We start from the raw sequence: 15,256 nt of genomic DNA, 5'->3' as shown, positions 1-15,256 counted from the left end.
GGTGATAACCTGCTAACACGGTTCTCTACTAATGGTGTGGTATGGCACAGCAGTCTACCCCAGACACCGACCACGACGTCGGGACTCCCTCAGAACAGTGGCGCGAGTACCAGGGTGCGCCCACCGGCACCGATATCGAGTGTGAAGGCTGGCGACAGGAGGCCGCGCTGCGAATGCTGAACAACAACCTCGACCCCGAAGTCGCCGAGAAGCCGGAAGAGTTGGTCGTGTACGGCGGGACTGGGCGTGCAGCCCGGTCGTGGGACGCTTACGACACCATCGTCGACGAACTCCGTGAACTCGGCGACACCGAAACCCTCCTCGTCCAGAGCGGCAAGCCGGTCGGCCGGTTCGAGACCCATGAGAAGGCCCCGCGCGTCCTCATCGCCAATTCGAACCTCGTCGGCAAGTGGGACAACTGGGAGCATTTCCACGAACTCGAAGCGAAGGGACAGATCATGTACGGCCAGATGACCGCCGGTTCGTGGGCCTACATCGGCACGCAGGGCATCATTCAGGGGACCTACGAGACGCTGGCCGCGCTCGCCCGGAAACACTACCCGGACAACGACGGCCTCCGCGGGAAGATTGTCGTCACCGGTGGCCTCGGCGGAATGGGCGGCGCGCAACCGCTTGCAGTGACGATGAACCACGGCGTCTGCATCGCGGCCGAAGTCGACGAAGATCGTATCGACCGGCGCATCGAGACGGGGTACTGTCAGGAGAAGACCGACGACCTCTCGACGGCTATCGAGCGCGCACAGGAGGCCGCGGCGAACGGTGAGCCTTACAGCATCGGCGTCCACATGAACGCCGCGGATATGCTTGCGGAGATGCTGGAGATAGGGTTCGTCCCCGATGTAGTGACCGATCAGACGAGCGCACACGACGAACTGGAAGGATATTACCCCGCTGGCTACACCGTTGCGGAAGCCGACCGACTCCGCGAGCGCGACCCCGAAACGTACGTTGCGGAGAGCCTCGATACGATGGCGAGACACGTCGAGGGTATTCTGAAACTGCAGGACAGGGGTGCTATCGCCTTCGAGTACGGCAACAACATCCGCGGGCAGGTCGAGGACCAGCGTGACCTCGACAGCGCGTTCGATTTCCCAGGGTTCGTTCCCGCCTATATCCGCCCGCTGTTCTGTGAAGGCAAGGGGCCGTTCCGCTGGGCCGCGCTCTCGGGCGATCCCGCGGACATCCATCGAACCGACGACGCAGTCAAGGAACTGTTCCCGGAGAAAGACGACCTCCATCGCTGGATCGACCTCGCCCAAGAGCAGGTATCCTTCCAGGGGCTTCCCTCGCGAGTGTGCTGGCTGGGGTACGCGACCGAGGACGGGCTGACCGAGCGCGCCCGCCTCGCGCTCCGTATCAACGAACTCGTCGCCGACGGAGAGATTTCCGCGCCGGTCATCGTCACGCGGGACCATCTGGACGCCGGGAGCGTGGCCTCGCCCAACCGCGAAACTGAGGCGATGAAAGACGGAACTGACGCCGTCGCCGACTGGCCGATCCTGAACGCCTTGCTGAACTGTGCCGCCGGCGCGGACATCGTCAGCGTCCACGACGGCGGCGGCGTCGGCATCGGCAACTCACTCCATACGAACAACCACGTCGTCCTCGACGGGTCTGATCTCGCAGCCGAGAAGGCCCGCCGCGTGTTCACGACTGACCCCGGGATGGGCGTCATTCGCCACGTCGACGCCGGCTACGAAATCGCACAGGACATCGCCGACGAGAACGACGTCGCGGTCCCGATGCGCGACCGCAACCGTGAGCGATGACCGACCTGACAGTACCGTCGCCGTGGACCGGCACATCCGGCGACCCAAACGACGAGCAGTTCGGTGACGTTGTCGAGACGGCCACGCTCGCGACCGCTGGCAAGTACGACGCTGTGTTGGTGGGCGAGCCGTACGACGGGGCCGTCATCGGACGGCCGGGCGCGCGTGCCGGCCCGGCGGCCCTCCGACGCGAACTCAGCGGAACGAAGACCCATCACATCGAGCGTGGACCGATCCACACAGTCGCCGACCTCGGCGACATCGAGATTCCGGCCGGCGGTGTCGAACGGGTCCAGAGCGCCGTCCGTTCGGTAACGACCCGTGTTCATGCAACGAGCGCGGTACCGGTGTTTCTCGGTGGCGACAACTCACTGACGTTCCCGAACGCCGCGCCGCTAGTGTCTGACGACACTGTCGGCGTGGTCAGCTTTGACGCCCATCTCGATTGCCGCGCCGTGCAAGACGAACCGACGAGCGGGACGCCGTACCGTCAACTCCACGATGCGGGCCTCGACACGCTGGCCGTCGTCGGCGCGCGCCACTTCGAAACCTCGACAGCGTATCACGACTACCTCGCCGAGCAGGGTGGGACAGTCCTGTCTCCGGAGTCGGTGACCAGTGATCCCCTTGGTGCGGTGGACGACGCGCTCGCCGCCCTCGGCGACGTAGACGCTGTCTATGCCAGTCTGGACCTTGACGTGCTCGACGCCACAGCCGCACCGGGCGTGAGCGCGCCAACACCGGGCGGCCTCTCGACGCGAGAACTGTTCCGAATGCTGGGTCGCGTGGCGTCCGACGACCGTATCGCCGGGTTCGAGGTGGTCGAATGCGCGCCGCCGCTGGACACCGGGAACCGGACCGCCCGCGCCGGGGCCCGCGCCATCGCGCACTTCCTCAGCGGCCTGGGAGGTGACCGATGACAGCCCTCGACGCCGTGGTCTACGGCGCGGACGAACTCGTTGCGGGCCCAACAGCGGATGGCAGCGGGCTGGAGACCTACGAGGACGGCGCGGTCGCCATCGTTGACGGCACGGTCGCGGCTGTCGGTCCGACGGCGGAGGTGACCGCTGAGTATCCGCCAGAGAACGCCAGCCACACTGTCGATGCAAGCGGTCAGGCCGTCGTGCCGGGCTTCGTCGACCCGCACACCCATGCGTTGTTCGCCGGCGACCGCGCTGATGAGTTCGCCGCCAAACTGCGCGGGAAGTCCTATCAGGACATCCTCGCTGAAGGCGGCGGCATCCTCCGAACAGTCCGGGCGGTCAGGGATGCCGACGAGGAAACGCTGCTGTCGAACCTGCTGGCCCATCTCGACACCATGCTCGCCCACGGGACGACGACAGTCGAGGTGAAGTCCGGCTATGGGCTCGACACGGAGACAGAGCTACGGATGCTCCGGGTTATCGACAGCGCCGATGACATCCATCCCGTCGACGTGGTCCCGACGTTCATGGGCGCACACGCGGTCCCCGAGGGATGGGACACCGACGACTACACCGCGTCGGTCGTCGACGAACAGATTCCAGCGGTCGAGTCACAGGGCATTGCCGAGTTCTGCGACGTGTTCTGTGAGGAAGGTGTCTTCTCGGTCGCGCAGTCCCGACGGGTCCTCGAAGCAGGCATTGCCGCCGGGCTGACGCCGAAGGTCCATGCCGAAGAACTGGCCCACATCGGCGGGACCCAGTTGGCGGCGGACGTGGGTGCGGCCAGTGCCGACCACCTCCTGCACGCGACCAGCGAAGACATTGACGCGCTTGTCGAAGCCGACGTGACGCCGGTGTTGCTCCCCGGAACGGCGTTCGGTCTCGGCGCAACGTACGCGGACGCAGCGGCATTCCGCGACCGTGGTGCGCCCGTCGCGGTGGCGACGGATTTCAATCCGAACTGCCACAGCCACAGCATGGGCTTTGCGCTGTCGCTGGCCTGCGTCGAGATGGGACTGACGCCGGCCGAAGCGCTGGTCGCCGGAACGAAACACGCCGCGCTCGCACTGGACAGGACCGATGGACTGGGGACGCTCCGCGAGGGTGCGCCCGGTGACGCCGTCGTCCTTGCCGCGCCGAGTCACGTCCACATTCCGTACCAGTACGGGACCAACGTCGTCGACACCGTCCTGAAAGACGGCTCGGTCGTCAGCACCCCAACACATGAGTCATACCACCGGGAGATACAACCATGACCGCCGACGTTGTCCTCGACGGCGAGTCGCTCACGCCCGCCGACGTGGTCGCCGTCGCCCGAAACGGCGCGACCGTCACCGTTGCCGAGACCGCCCGCGAGCGAATCCGCGAGTCCCGCGAGCGCGTCGAAAGCGTACTGGACAGCGACGAGGCGGTGTACGGCGTCACCACTGGCTTCGGCGACCTCGTCGACGAGCGCATCCCACGCGAGGATCTCGATAACCTCCAGCGGAACCTTCTGCGGAGCCACGCCGCCGCAGTCGGCCGGGAATTGACTACCGAGGAAGTCCGGGCGATGATGGTCACGCGGGCGAACACGCTGGCGAAGGGGTATTCGGGCATCCGCGAATCCGTCGTCGATTTGCTAGTGGCGATGCTCGACGCGGGTGTCCACCCGGTCGTCCCGTCGCGTGGTAGCCTCGGCGCGAGCGGCGACCTCGCCCCGCTCGCCCATATGTCGCTGGTGCTCATCGGCGAGGGGGACGCCGAGGTCGAGGGGGACCGACTCCCTGGCGACGAGGCGCTCGACGCAGCCGACCTCGAACCGGTGACGCTCCGTGCCAAGGAAGGGTTGGCGCTCATTAACGGGACGCAACTGACCGTCGGCGTCGCCGCGCTACTCCTCAACGACGCCGAACAACTGGTCGCTGCCGCCGACATCGCCGGTGCGCTCACGACGGAGGTGACCCTCTCCTCGACGGTACCCTCTCATGAAGCCATCACCGCCGTCCGGCCCCACGCCGGCCAAGCCGCGAGCGCGCGAAACGTCCGGCGACTGACGGCCGACTCCGACGTGGTCGAGTCCCACCGAAACTGCGACCGCGTGCAGGACGCCTATGCGATGCGCTGTCTGCCGCAGGTCCACGGCGCGGTCCGTGACGCCGTCGGCCACCTCCGGGAGGCTGTCGAGGTCGAGCTTAACAGCGCGACGGACAATCCGCTGGTGTTCCCCAGCGAAGACGAGCGCAGTGAATCCTCGGGCCGAGCGAGCAGGAGCGACCGACGTGAAGCGAGCGAGGCAAGCGCTGTGAGCGTCGACGACCGGGCCTCCGGCTCCGACAGCGCGGGCGTGCTGTCCGGCGGGAACTTCCACGGCGCGGTACTCGCCATGCGCCTTGACTATCTGACGAACGCGCTCACCGAACTCGCGGCCATCTCGGAGCGCCGGACCGACAGGATGCTCAATCCGAATCTACAGGAGCCACACCTGCCGCCGTTTCTCACCGAGCGCAGCGGCGTCCGCTCTGGCTACATGATCGCCCAGTACACCGCTGCGGCGCTGTTGAACGAATGTCGGTCCTTCGGTCGGCCCTCGATGGACAACACCCCCGTCAGCGGGAATCAGGAGGACCACGTCAGCATGAGCGCGCAGTCGGCCTATCTGGCCCGAAAGGCAGCGCGAAACGCCGCCGCGATTCTCGGCGTCGAGCTGTGCTGTGGGGCGCAGGCCGCCGACTTCGTCGACGACGACCTCGAACTGGGTGTCGGGTCGGCCGAGGCCTACGACGCCGTCCGTGCAGTGGTCCCGAAGCTGACGGCGGACCGCCCGGTCCATGAAGACATCGAGGCCGCGAGCACGCTCGTCGAGTCACCGGCCTTCACCGAGCGGGTTGCTGCGGCGCTCGACGAGGCGCTAGAGTGACTCAGCCTCAGGACCCGAGCCCCAGGTCCGCGGTGCCCTCAGCCCCCTGATAGCGGTCGCGGTCGTCCCAGTCGGCGATGCTCGAATGCGTCTCCCGGACGGCGGTTTCGAGGTGTGTCTGCGTTATCTCCGAGCCGTCTCGCAGAGCGTGGCGCGCCGCGTCCTCGGCGACGAGTTCGAGGTCGCTGGCGGCGTAGCCAGCTGTCGGCTCAACGATGGCGTCCCAGTCGATGTCGTCGGCGACAGGCCGGTCCTGCAGGTGGATCTCTAGAATCTGCTTCCGAGCCTCGGCGTCCGGCGGCGGGACCTCCACCCGCTCGTCGAACCGGCCCGAGCGCCGCAACGCCGCGTCGATATCCTCAACGAAGTTTGTCGCGGCGACCACGACGATATCCTCGGCCGCCGCACCTTCGAGTTCGGTTAGCAGCTGATTGACCAGCTGTTGCTCGCTCGTGTTCATCGAGCCGCGCCGCGAGCCAGCGATGCCGTCGATTTCGTCGATGAACAGCACGCAGGGAGCGTTCGCGCGGGCCACCTCGAACACCTCGGCGACGTTTCGGGCCGGCTCGCCCATCCACTTGCTCGTCACGTCGGCGGGGCTGATTTCGACGAAGCTGTGTCCGAGTTCGCCCGCGAGCGCGCCGGCAAGGTGGGTCTTCCCACAGCCTGGCGGGCCGTACAGCAACAGCCCGGAGAGGACGTCGATGCCGTACTCGGCGTAGGCGTCGGCGTTCTGAAGCGGGTCGAGGACCGTGTCTTCGAGCCGGTCCTTCAGTTCGCCCATCCCGCCCACATCGCCGAAGTCGCGTCCGATGTCGGTCTCGACCAGCGAACTGGCCTGCAGGTCGACGCCGTCGGGCTGGACGACGCCGTTCTCGGCGACCATCTCGGGGTCGACCCAGTCCGGGATGCTGGTGTCAGTCTCCCTGGCGGCCTGTCTCAGGTGGGCTGTCCCGATTGGGGCGTCGGCCCGCAACGCCTTTCGGGCTGCGTCCTCGGCGATGAGCTCGATGTCGCTGGCCGCGAAGCCGGCCGTCTCCTCAACGACTGGGTCGAGGTCGATATCGGCAGCCGTCGGTCGGCCGGCCAGGTGAATCTCCAGAATCTGCTTGCGCGCTTGCGGGTCCGGCGGCGGGACCTCCACCCGCTCGTCGAACCGACCCGAGCGTCGGATGGCGTCGTCCACGTCCTCGACGAGGTTCGTCGCGCCCAGCACCACCACATCCTCGTCTGCGATTCCTTCGAGTTCGGTGAGCAGCTGGTTCACCAGTTGCTGCTCGCTGCTGTTCATGTTGCTGTCGCCGTCACGCGCGCCAGCGATGCCGTCGATCTCGTCGATAAAGAGGATACACGGGGCGTTCGCGCGGGCGATCTGGAACAGTTCCTCGACCTTCTGTGCGGGTTCGCCCATATACTTGCTCGTAACATCGGCCGGCGTAACCTCGATGAAGGCATGGTCGACCTCGCCCGCAAGCGCGCCAGCGAGATGGGTCTTCCCACAGCCGGGCGGGCCGTGCAACAGAACGCCGTTGACGACGCCGATGCCGTACTCTTCGAAGGCGCTCGGGTCCTGCAGCGGTCGGACGACCTTGTGGTTGAGCGTCTCCAGTAGCTCTGACATCCCGCCCACATCGGCGAAACTCCGGGACGGATTCGGGTCGACCAGCCCATCGGCCTGCATATCGACGCCGTCGGGCTGGACCACCGTCCCGTCGTCCGAGGGGCGTTCGCGGTTTATCGAGGGCACGCCGTCGGTACTGTCCGAGTCGGTATTGCCGCTCGTCCCGGCCGAACTTGATTCATCGGGCTGGTCGATTCGCTCCCGAATGTTCCGTTCGAGCCGGTCGGGGTTGACCTCGTAGCCGTACTCGGCCAGCCGGCGGGGTTCGGCGCTCAAAAACTCCGCGAGCCAGCCGTGGCGCTGTAGCTCCTCGGTCGGGGCATCGGGGTCCCGGAAGGTGACAAGCTTGACGTCCGTGCTGTCGGGCGAGTGGTACTCGGCGAGCCAGAAGGGGAGATACAGGCGGTCAACACCGGTCACGCCGTCGAATCCGTCGGGGTCGAAATCTCCGGGGAGCCCGTAGGATTCGCGTAGTTTCCGCAGGAACACGTTTGCTGTGCCGGAGGCGGCGTCCTGTCGCTGGTCGCGGTACTCCGCGACGCGCTGGGGCAGTAACGCTCGGGCGTCGTCGTCAGTAACCTGAAACTGCAGCAGGACAGAGCGGCCAAGCGCCGGGTCGCTACGGCCGAGGTCGTAGTCGCTGGTCGCTCGGCGGACCACCGCGTCGGTGTCGTCGACGTACTGCGAGACTGCCCGGTCGTTGTCCGCCCAGAGACCGTCGAGAAACGCCGTTTCGGACTTCGTCGTCGTCCCGAGCAGCTTCCCCTTGCCGGTCTCGTACTCGTAGTCGACCTTGAACACCGGGTAGAACACCCGATGGAGGCGTTCAAGCTGTTCGACGTCCCCGAAAGCGGTCATCGTCCGCTGGTCGAGCGTCTCTCTGACGGTCTCCTCCTCTGGTACCCGACGGTCAGCGTAGATGTACGGTGGCAGGCTCATTCCAGGTCTCCCTCCCGAATCGTCCGCTCGGCGTCGGTCAGAGCGCTGTCGGCGTCGAAGGTGTCGATAGCGTCTCGCTGGGCGTCCGGGTCGTCCCTGAGGTCCCGCGCGTGCTCGGTGATGTTCGGTATCGCGCGGATGATGTTGTCGATGATAGGCACCGTCGCCACTTCGGCCGAGCGGCTCTGTGGATTGAGGTCGACGACCAGTTCCGTCTTCCCCATCTCACCCAATGCCTCGGCGCGGTCGCCGTCCTCCAGGGGAACGAGCACCACGTCCGCCGCGCCGATGCCGTCGGCGTCGACCTTCGCGCGCTCGTGGTCAAGGCCGGGGATGCGGCCGTCGGCGGTCAGCCCCTTCACGTCGGTCGCGCCGTGCTCGCGGAGATACTCGGCGATGGCCTCAATGCGCTCCTCGGTCCGGTTGAACAGGTTCACTTCGAGGTCAGCGCCGGTCACCTCGGCGAGTTCGACGAGTTCGCCGGGGACGAGGGCGGCAGCGTTGCCGTTGACCGAGACGACGGCGTGGTCTGCGGACAGGAGGTGTGCCGCGGCGGCGCGTTCGGCGTCGTCGGCGCTGTCGATGGTGCGCTCACCCAGCAGGTAGTCGAAGGCCTCGCCACGGCCCTGTGCAATGAGGCCCTGCCGGGAGGTGATACCGCGGTCGACGCCCGCTTCGATACGGTGGCGGGTCAAAAGCGACTCGTAGCGGGGGTGGCTCTCAGGGAGGTCGACGTCCTCGCTCATACGTTCCGGTGGTAGCTCCCTGTACTAAAGTCGTCCGTCAGGGGCGCGTCTCGGTCATCGGCGCGTATCACACCGGAATTCACCGTCGGACGGCGACGGTTCCCTCCGGAAAAGATTATCTGCGGGTCAGCACAACTGCGTGCCATGGATACCCGACAGGCGTTGCTTGTCGACGCGTACGCCGCAGAGCCGACGGCGGGCACACCGACCGGCGTCGTTCCGGAAGCCGACGGACTGACCGACGACCAGATGCAGGCCGTCGCCAGCGAACTGGGGGCCACCGAGACGGCGTTCGTCCTGCCGGCGGAAGACGCCGACCGCCGGCTTCGCTGTTTCTCGCCGACAGCGGAGTTGGTGCAGGCCGAGACGGCCGCAGTTGCGGCGCACGCGGCGCTCTACGAGCGTGGCGGGATCGACGACGGTGAGTGGACAGTCGCCACCACTGCCGGCGAAGTCGCCGTCGAGACGAAACAGAACGGGATGGTCTGGGTCGAACAGGGGCGGGCCGACATCACCGAGGTAGACATCCCCTACGCCGATGTCGCGGACGCGCTCGGACTCGACGAGGCCACGCTCAAAGACGTGGGTGCCGACCTGCCGCTCGTGACAGCCGACGCGGGCGAGCCGTGGCTCATGGTTCCGGTCAACTACTTCGAGCATCTGAGCGATCTCAGCGTTGACGTGGCTGCCGTCGTCTCGCTTTGTGACCGCGCGGACGCGGCCGGCGTGTATCCGTTCACGTTCGATACGGTCGGTGCTGACGCGACACGCCGGTCGACGTTCCACGGCCGAGCCTTCCGGGCCGGGAGCCGAACAGAGGAACCAGTAACCGCGGCAGCGTCAGGGGCGTGCGCGGCGTTCGTCCGCCGCTACGGAGCGCTCGATGACACCATCGAACAGATTATCGCTGAGGGCGGACACTTCCGCGACCGACCTGGAACGGTGTCGGTCGATACCGACGGGACAGAGGTGTGGGTCGGCGGGCGCGCTGTCACTGCACTGGACGGCACAGTGACCGTCCCGGCTGCCGATGACGACGATATCATCGAGGCGTGACCGTGCAACCGTACCGGCGGCGTGACTGCCTGATTCACTCGAAATCGAGTGAAGAGCGGACGCCTCACTGGCTGTAACCGGAACTTCCTTAATTGTCGTTGAAGATGATACGAGTGAGTCCATGCCAACACTGTGGCTCGATGAAATCGGTGCCGACGACCTGGAGCGGGTCGGCGGCAAGGCGGCGTCTCTCGGAGAACTGACCGGAGCGGGCCTGCCCGTTCCGTCGGCGTTCGTCGTTACCGCCGACACGTATCGGTCGTTCATCGAAGCAACTGGAATCGACGAGCCGCTGTTCGAGGCCGTCGATGTCGACAGCGACGACTCGCAGGCGCTGGCCGAGGCGGCCGAACGCGCCCAGGAGTTGATCCTGGAAACGGACACCCCGCCGTCGGTCCGCGAGGACCTGCTGGCCGCCTACGACGAGATGGGCGACGAGGACGTTGCGGTGCGGTCCTCGGCGACCGCCGAGGACCTCCCGGACGCCTCCTTCGCCGGCCAACAGGACACGTACCTGAACGTCTCGCGTACGGACCTCCTGCAGCGGGTCAAGGAGTGCTGGGCGTCGCTGTTCACCCAGCGGGCCATCTACTACCGCAACGAGAACGACTTCGCACACGACGCCGTGGACATCGCCGTCGTCGTCCAGCAGATGGTCGACGCGGAGAAGTCCGGCGTCATGTTCACCAGCCACCCCTCGACCGGTGGGCCAACGGCCATCATCGAGGCCGCGTGGGGACTGGGTGAAGCGGTCGTCTCCGGCGCAGTCTCGCCCGACAACTACATCATCGACCGCGAGACGGGTACCATCGACGAGGTGACCGTCGCCGACAAGAAGGTGATGTGCGTTCGGGGTGAGGACGGGGAGACCATCGAACGCTCCGTCCCGGAGGAAAAGCGCAACGAGCGGGTCCTCTCCGACGAGGAGATTCACCGTCTTCTGGAGGTCGGCGAACGCGTCGAGGACCACTACGACACCCCACAGGACGTGGAGTGGGCGGTCTACGAGGGCGAGGTGTATCTGCTGCAGTCCCGCCCGATCACGACTATCGACGACCCCGAAGGAAGCGCCGGCTCGGCCAACGAAGCCGAGAGTCAGCCGCCGGGGGCGAAGTCGGGCGTCGCCGACGGCGGGGCGATGGAGAGCCAGTCGGATGCGGTTCGGCTCTCCGGTATCGGCTCCGCGCCGGGCCGGGTCACCGGCGTCGTCCGCATCGTCGACAAGCTCGACAACCTCGACAAGGTCGAAGACGGCGACATCATCGTCGCCGAGATGACCACGCCGGACATGGTCCCAGCGATGAAACGCGCCAACGGGATCATCACCGACGAGGGCGGGATGACCAGCCACGCCGCCATTGTCTCCCGAGAACTGGGCGTTCCGGCCGTCGTCGGGGCCGAGGACGCGACCCAGAAGCTCCGGGACGGCGAAACGGTTACGCTCGACGGCGACAAGGGCACGGTCGAGAAAGGGACCAAGGTCCCGGAAACGTCTGACGAGCAGGAAGACGCCGGGCCGGTCGAGGCCCATTCGGCCGTCAAGCCGATGACCGGAACGGAGGTCAAGGTCAACGTCTCTATTCCGGAGGCTGCCGAGCGGGCCGCCGCGACGGGAGCCGACGGCGTCGGTCTACTGCGAATCGAGCACATGATTCTCTCGACGGACAAGACGCCCTCGCGCTACGTCGAGGACCACGGCGAGCGCGCCTATGTCGACGAAATCGTCGAGGGCGTCCGCTCGGTCGCCGAGGCGTTCTACCCGCGCCCGGTCCGCGTCCGCACGCTCGATGCCCCCTCCGACGAGTTCCGCCAACTGCAGGGCGGCGAGGACGAACCCAGCGAGCACAACCCGATGCTGGGCTACCGGGGCATCCGCCGCTCGCTCGACCGCCCCGGTGAGTTCAAGCTCGAACTCCGCGCGTTCGAGCGCCTGTACGACCTGGGCTACGACAACGTCGAGCTGATGCTCCCGCTTGTCACCGACGCCGAGGACATCCTGCGGGCGAAGGCGCTGATGCAGGAGGTCGGCATCGACCCCGAGAAGCGCGACTGGGGCGTCATGGTCGAGACGCCGGCGAGCGCGCTGTCCATCGAGGACATCTGCGAGGCCGGCATCGACTTCGTCTCCTTCGGGACGAACGACCTCACCCAGTACACGCTGGCCGTCGACCGCAACAACGGCAACGTCGCCGACCGCTTCGACGAACTCCACCCGGCCGTCCTCGAACTCATGCGACAGGTCATCGGGACCTGCCGCGAGCACGACGTCGCCACGAGCATCTGCGGCCAGGCCGCTTCGAAGCCACAGATGGTCGATTTCCTCGTTGACGAGGGAGTCACCTCCATCTCGCCGAACATCGACGCCGTGCGTGACGTCCAACACGAGGTCAAACGCGTCGAACAGCGCCTCCTGCTGGAATCGGTCCGGTAGGGACGACGGGCCGACGTAGCCAGCAGGTTTTTTTGCGACGTTCGCTTCGTTGCAGTATGGCACCCGAATCGACACCGGAAGCCAAGAGTATCAGCTCCGGCGTGTCCTACATCCCCTTCGGCATCCCCGGGCTGGACGGACAGGTTCGGGGTATTCCGACCGGGAGCACGGTCCTGCTGGCCGGGGCGTCGGACGCGGGCGGCGATGCCTTCACCTACACCAGCCTCGCGACGCTGATGCTTGCGAAACACCGCCCCGAGATGGTCCCGAACGGTATTGCCCGGCGCAGCGAGGCGATCCCGGAGTCGGTGACCTACATCACGCTCTCGCACGACCGGGAACACGTCTACAGCGAACTCGACGCCGTGCTCGACGGCTACCAGTTCGAGGCGCTCACCGAACACATGACCGTCGCCGATTTCTCCCAGCGGTTCATGGAGCTGTTGCCGGTCCCTGAGCCGCTGTTCGATGCTCGACGGAGCGACACTGAAATCGAACAACCCGACGCGGAGCCACCGGAACAAGAGCCAGCCGAGGAAACGTTCGAGAAACTGTTATCCGATATCAGTGACCGGGTGAGCGACGCCGCAGAGACGCTCATCGTCATCGACTCGCTGACCGACCTCGAACGGGCGACGGAGTTCGGGCTGCCCCAGAACCACGAGATTGCGTTCCTGATGGGGCTCCGGGAAGCGGTCGTCAACTGGGGGAACGTGGCCTTTGTCAAGCTTGACCGACCCGCTGGCGACGTGCGGTCGGACGAACTCATCCACGGGCTGTTGCACGGCAGTGTCTACTTCTACTCCAACGACAAGGGGTTCGAGACGTATCGGACAATGCGGGTCGGCTCCTTCGGCGGCGCGCTCGATACGGAGCGCCAGACCGTCTTCGAGTCGCTGATCGGTCCCACGGGCTTTCGCGCGAAGGCGACGAAGAAGATCGGGCCGTCGAACTGGTAACTCGACGGTAAAGCGCGCTCCCGCACCGAGTCCGGGTGGCCGTCCCGCCTGACCAGCGTGCTGCCATCAGGAGGAATAAACAGCAGACAACGACACGGACGAGCACAACGGCTAAACCGCTCCCCCTCTATACTCGCGATAGATGCTCCAGCGGGCAGAGCCACAGGATTTCGAGCGCGTCCTCTCGTCGATGTGTACCGTGCCGCATCCATCGGCACGCGAAGCGGCAGAACGCTTCCTCGCGACGAACCCTGGAGACCCGGGTACGTACGAGACCATCGCCGATCTGGAACGCGAGGCCGTCGAGTATCTCGGTGAGATAACCGGGCTCTCGGACCCCGCGGGCTACGTCGCCTCGGGCGGGACAGAGGCCAATCTTCAGGCGATACGCATCGCCCGCAACCGCGCCGATACCGACGACCCGAATGTGGTCGCGCCCGTCCACGCACACTTCTCCTTTACCAAAGCTGCGGACGTGCTCGGCGTCGAACTGCGGACCGCGCCGGCGACGGACTACCGTAGCAACATGACGGCGATGGCTGAACTCGTCGACGAGGACACCGTGTGTGTGGTCGGCGTCGCCGGTTCGACCGAGTACGGCTACGTCGACCCGATTCCGGCCATCGCCGACCTCGCCGAGACGGTCGACGCGCTCTGTCACGTCGACGCTGCGTGGGGCGGCTTCTACCTCCCGTTTACCGACCACGACTGGCACTTCGACCACGCCGACATCGACACGATGACCATCGACCCGCACAAGGTCGGACAGGCGGCGGTTCCCGCCGGGGGGCTGCTCGCACGCGACCGGTCGCTGCTCGACGAACTCGCCGTCGAAACGCCGTATCTGGAATCAACGGACCAGCTCACGCTGACGGGCACGCGGTCGGGAGCTGGCGTGGCCTCCGCTGTCGCGGCGATGGAGTCGCTGTGGCCCGCGGGCTACGAGCAGCAGTACGAAACGTCGATGGCCAACGCCGACTGGCTGGCCGACCAGCTATCGGCGCGGGGCCACGACGTTGTCGGCCCCGAACTCCCGCTCGTCGCGGCCGACCTCTCGATGCCGATGACAGACGAACTCCGGGAGCGCGGCTGGCGGGTCTCGAAGACCGGGGCCGGCGAGATGCGCGTCGTGTGTATGCCCCACGTCACGCGGTCGATGCTGCGGTCGTTTGTCGCGGACCTCGACTGGTACTGAGTCGCTGTCTCTGGTCTCGAACGTATCAGTATTGAGCGCTCCCGAGAAGACATACGAAGGTTTAGAAGTGCCTGTTTGCTACAGGTAGGCGTGGACTTGGTAGTACCGACCACAGCGTTCATTGCCTTCATCGGTGACTGTACGACCGCCGGTACCCCACTGTCGCCGCTGGAAGAGGCCGTCTGTACGGCCACCGGCCCCACCGGACTGGGTATCATCGCGGTGTACTCGTTCCTGATTGCGTTCATTCTCCCGCTCCCGAGCGAGGTCGTGCTAGTTCCGGCCGAAACCCTTCGGCTCGGGCTGTCAACCAACGGGAACATAGCGGCGATTATCCTCGTCAGTGGCCTCGGGAAGGCCTTCGGTAGTCTCGTCGCCTTCCATATCGGGCAGGAGGCAAAGGAGTACGGCCCACTCGTGCGCTGGATCAAGCGCTCACGGTTCGATCTCGTCGAGTGGTCTGAACGAAAGACGGTACAGCTTGCACGGAAGTTCGGTTACGTTGGACTGGCGCTCGCACTCTGTGTTCCGTTCTTCCCCGATACGATCTCTATCTACGCGTTCACCGTCCTCGAACGCGACTATTATCGGTTCGGCGCGGCGACGTTCTTCGGCAGTGCTGGGCGGCTCGTCGTGACACTCGGGCTTGCCAGCGGCACGCTCGCGTTGCTGTGACCGGAGCGTCGCTCCCACGCCG

11 protein-coding genes are annotated in these 15,256 nt (G+C 66.1%); 9 read left to right on the top strand and 2 right to left on the bottom strand.

Annotation, left to right across the window (positions count from 1 at the left end):
• The first annotated feature begins 41 nt into the window (after window positions 1-41).
• The 4 genes from hutU to hutH are packed head-to-tail and all read left to right on the top strand — an operon-like array spanning window position 42 to window position 5,612.
• The gene (gene hutU, locus C444_RS04995; protein WP_004591354.1) at window positions 42-1,790 is read left to right on the top strand and encodes a urocanate hydratase; all 1,749 of its coding nucleotides are present in this window, start codon (window positions 42-44) and stop codon (window positions 1,788-1,790) included.
• Entirely contained in the window at window positions 1,787-2,710 is a 924-nt protein-coding gene (gene hutG / locus C444_RS04990; protein ID WP_004591352.1) for a formimidoylglutamase, read from the top strand. The genes hutU and hutG overlap by 4 nt, the downstream gene beginning before the upstream one ends.
• Window positions 2,707-3,969, top strand: a complete 1,263-nt coding sequence (gene hutI / locus C444_RS04985; protein ID WP_004591350.1) for an imidazolonepropionase — start codon at window positions 2,707-2,709, stop codon at window positions 3,967-3,969. Before hutG ends, hutI begins: the two co-directional genes overlap by 4 nt.
• Complete coding sequence (hutH, locus tag C444_RS04980; RefSeq protein ID WP_004591348.1) at window positions 3,966-5,612, top strand: histidine ammonia-lyase; 1,647 nt, start codon at window positions 3,966-3,968, stop codon at window positions 5,610-5,612. The genes hutI and hutH overlap by 4 nt, the downstream gene beginning before the upstream one ends.
• Window positions 5,613-5,619: 7 nt before the next feature.
• On the opposite strand, the gene C444_RS04975 is transcribed toward hutH, so the two are convergent.
• Both C444_RS04975 and C444_RS04970 read right to left on the bottom strand, forming a co-directional pair.
• The gene (locus tag C444_RS04975; protein WP_004591346.1) at window positions 5,620-8,172 is read right to left on the bottom strand and encodes an AAA family ATPase; all 2,553 of its coding nucleotides are present in this window, start codon (window positions 8,170-8,172) and stop codon (window positions 5,620-5,622) included.
• Entirely contained in the window at window positions 8,169-8,918 is a 750-nt protein-coding gene (locus C444_RS04970) for a 4-phosphopantoate--beta-alanine ligase (protein ID WP_004591343.1), read from the bottom strand. The genes C444_RS04975 and C444_RS04970 overlap by 4 nt, the downstream gene beginning before the upstream one ends.
• Before the next feature lie 144 nt (window positions 8,919-9,062).
• Here C444_RS04970 and C444_RS04965 point away from each other — a divergent pair, with 144 nt between their 5' ends.
• From C444_RS04965 to C444_RS04945, 5 genes are all read left to right on the top strand, one after another.
• Window positions 9,063-9,974, top strand: a complete 912-nt coding sequence (locus tag C444_RS04965; protein ID WP_004591341.1) for a PhzF family phenazine biosynthesis protein — start codon at window positions 9,063-9,065, stop codon at window positions 9,972-9,974.
• Between the two features lie 121 nt (window positions 9,975-10,095).
• Entirely contained in the window at window positions 10,096-12,405 is a 2,310-nt protein-coding gene (gene ppsA, locus C444_RS04960; protein WP_004591339.1) for a phosphoenolpyruvate synthase, read from the top strand.
• Between the two features lie 56 nt (window positions 12,406-12,461).
• Window positions 12,462-13,364, top strand: coding sequence for an RAD55 family ATPase (locus tag C444_RS04955; RefSeq protein WP_004591337.1), 903 nt, complete (start codon window positions 12,462-12,464; stop codon window positions 13,362-13,364).
• Between the two features lie 142 nt (window positions 13,365-13,506).
• A complete protein-coding gene (gene mfnA, locus C444_RS04950; RefSeq protein ID WP_004591335.1) occupies window positions 13,507-14,559 on the top strand; it encodes a tyrosine decarboxylase MfnA in 1,053 nt (350 codons plus the stop codon).
• Window positions 14,560-14,649: 90 nt separating this feature from the next.
• Complete coding sequence (locus C444_RS04945) at window positions 14,650-15,234, top strand: YqaA family protein (protein ID WP_004591333.1); 585 nt, start codon at window positions 14,650-14,652, stop codon at window positions 15,232-15,234.
• The last annotated feature ends 22 nt before the right edge of the window (window positions 15,235-15,256 follow it).

It is taken from the genome of Haloarcula japonica DSM 6131 (assembly GCF_000336635.1).
Lineage (GTDB): Archaea > Halobacteriota > Halobacteria > Halobacteriales > Haloarculaceae > Haloarcula > Haloarcula japonica.
Note: the sequence above shows the minus strand (reverse complement) of the source record. Positions and strands in the feature narration are given on the sequence as shown.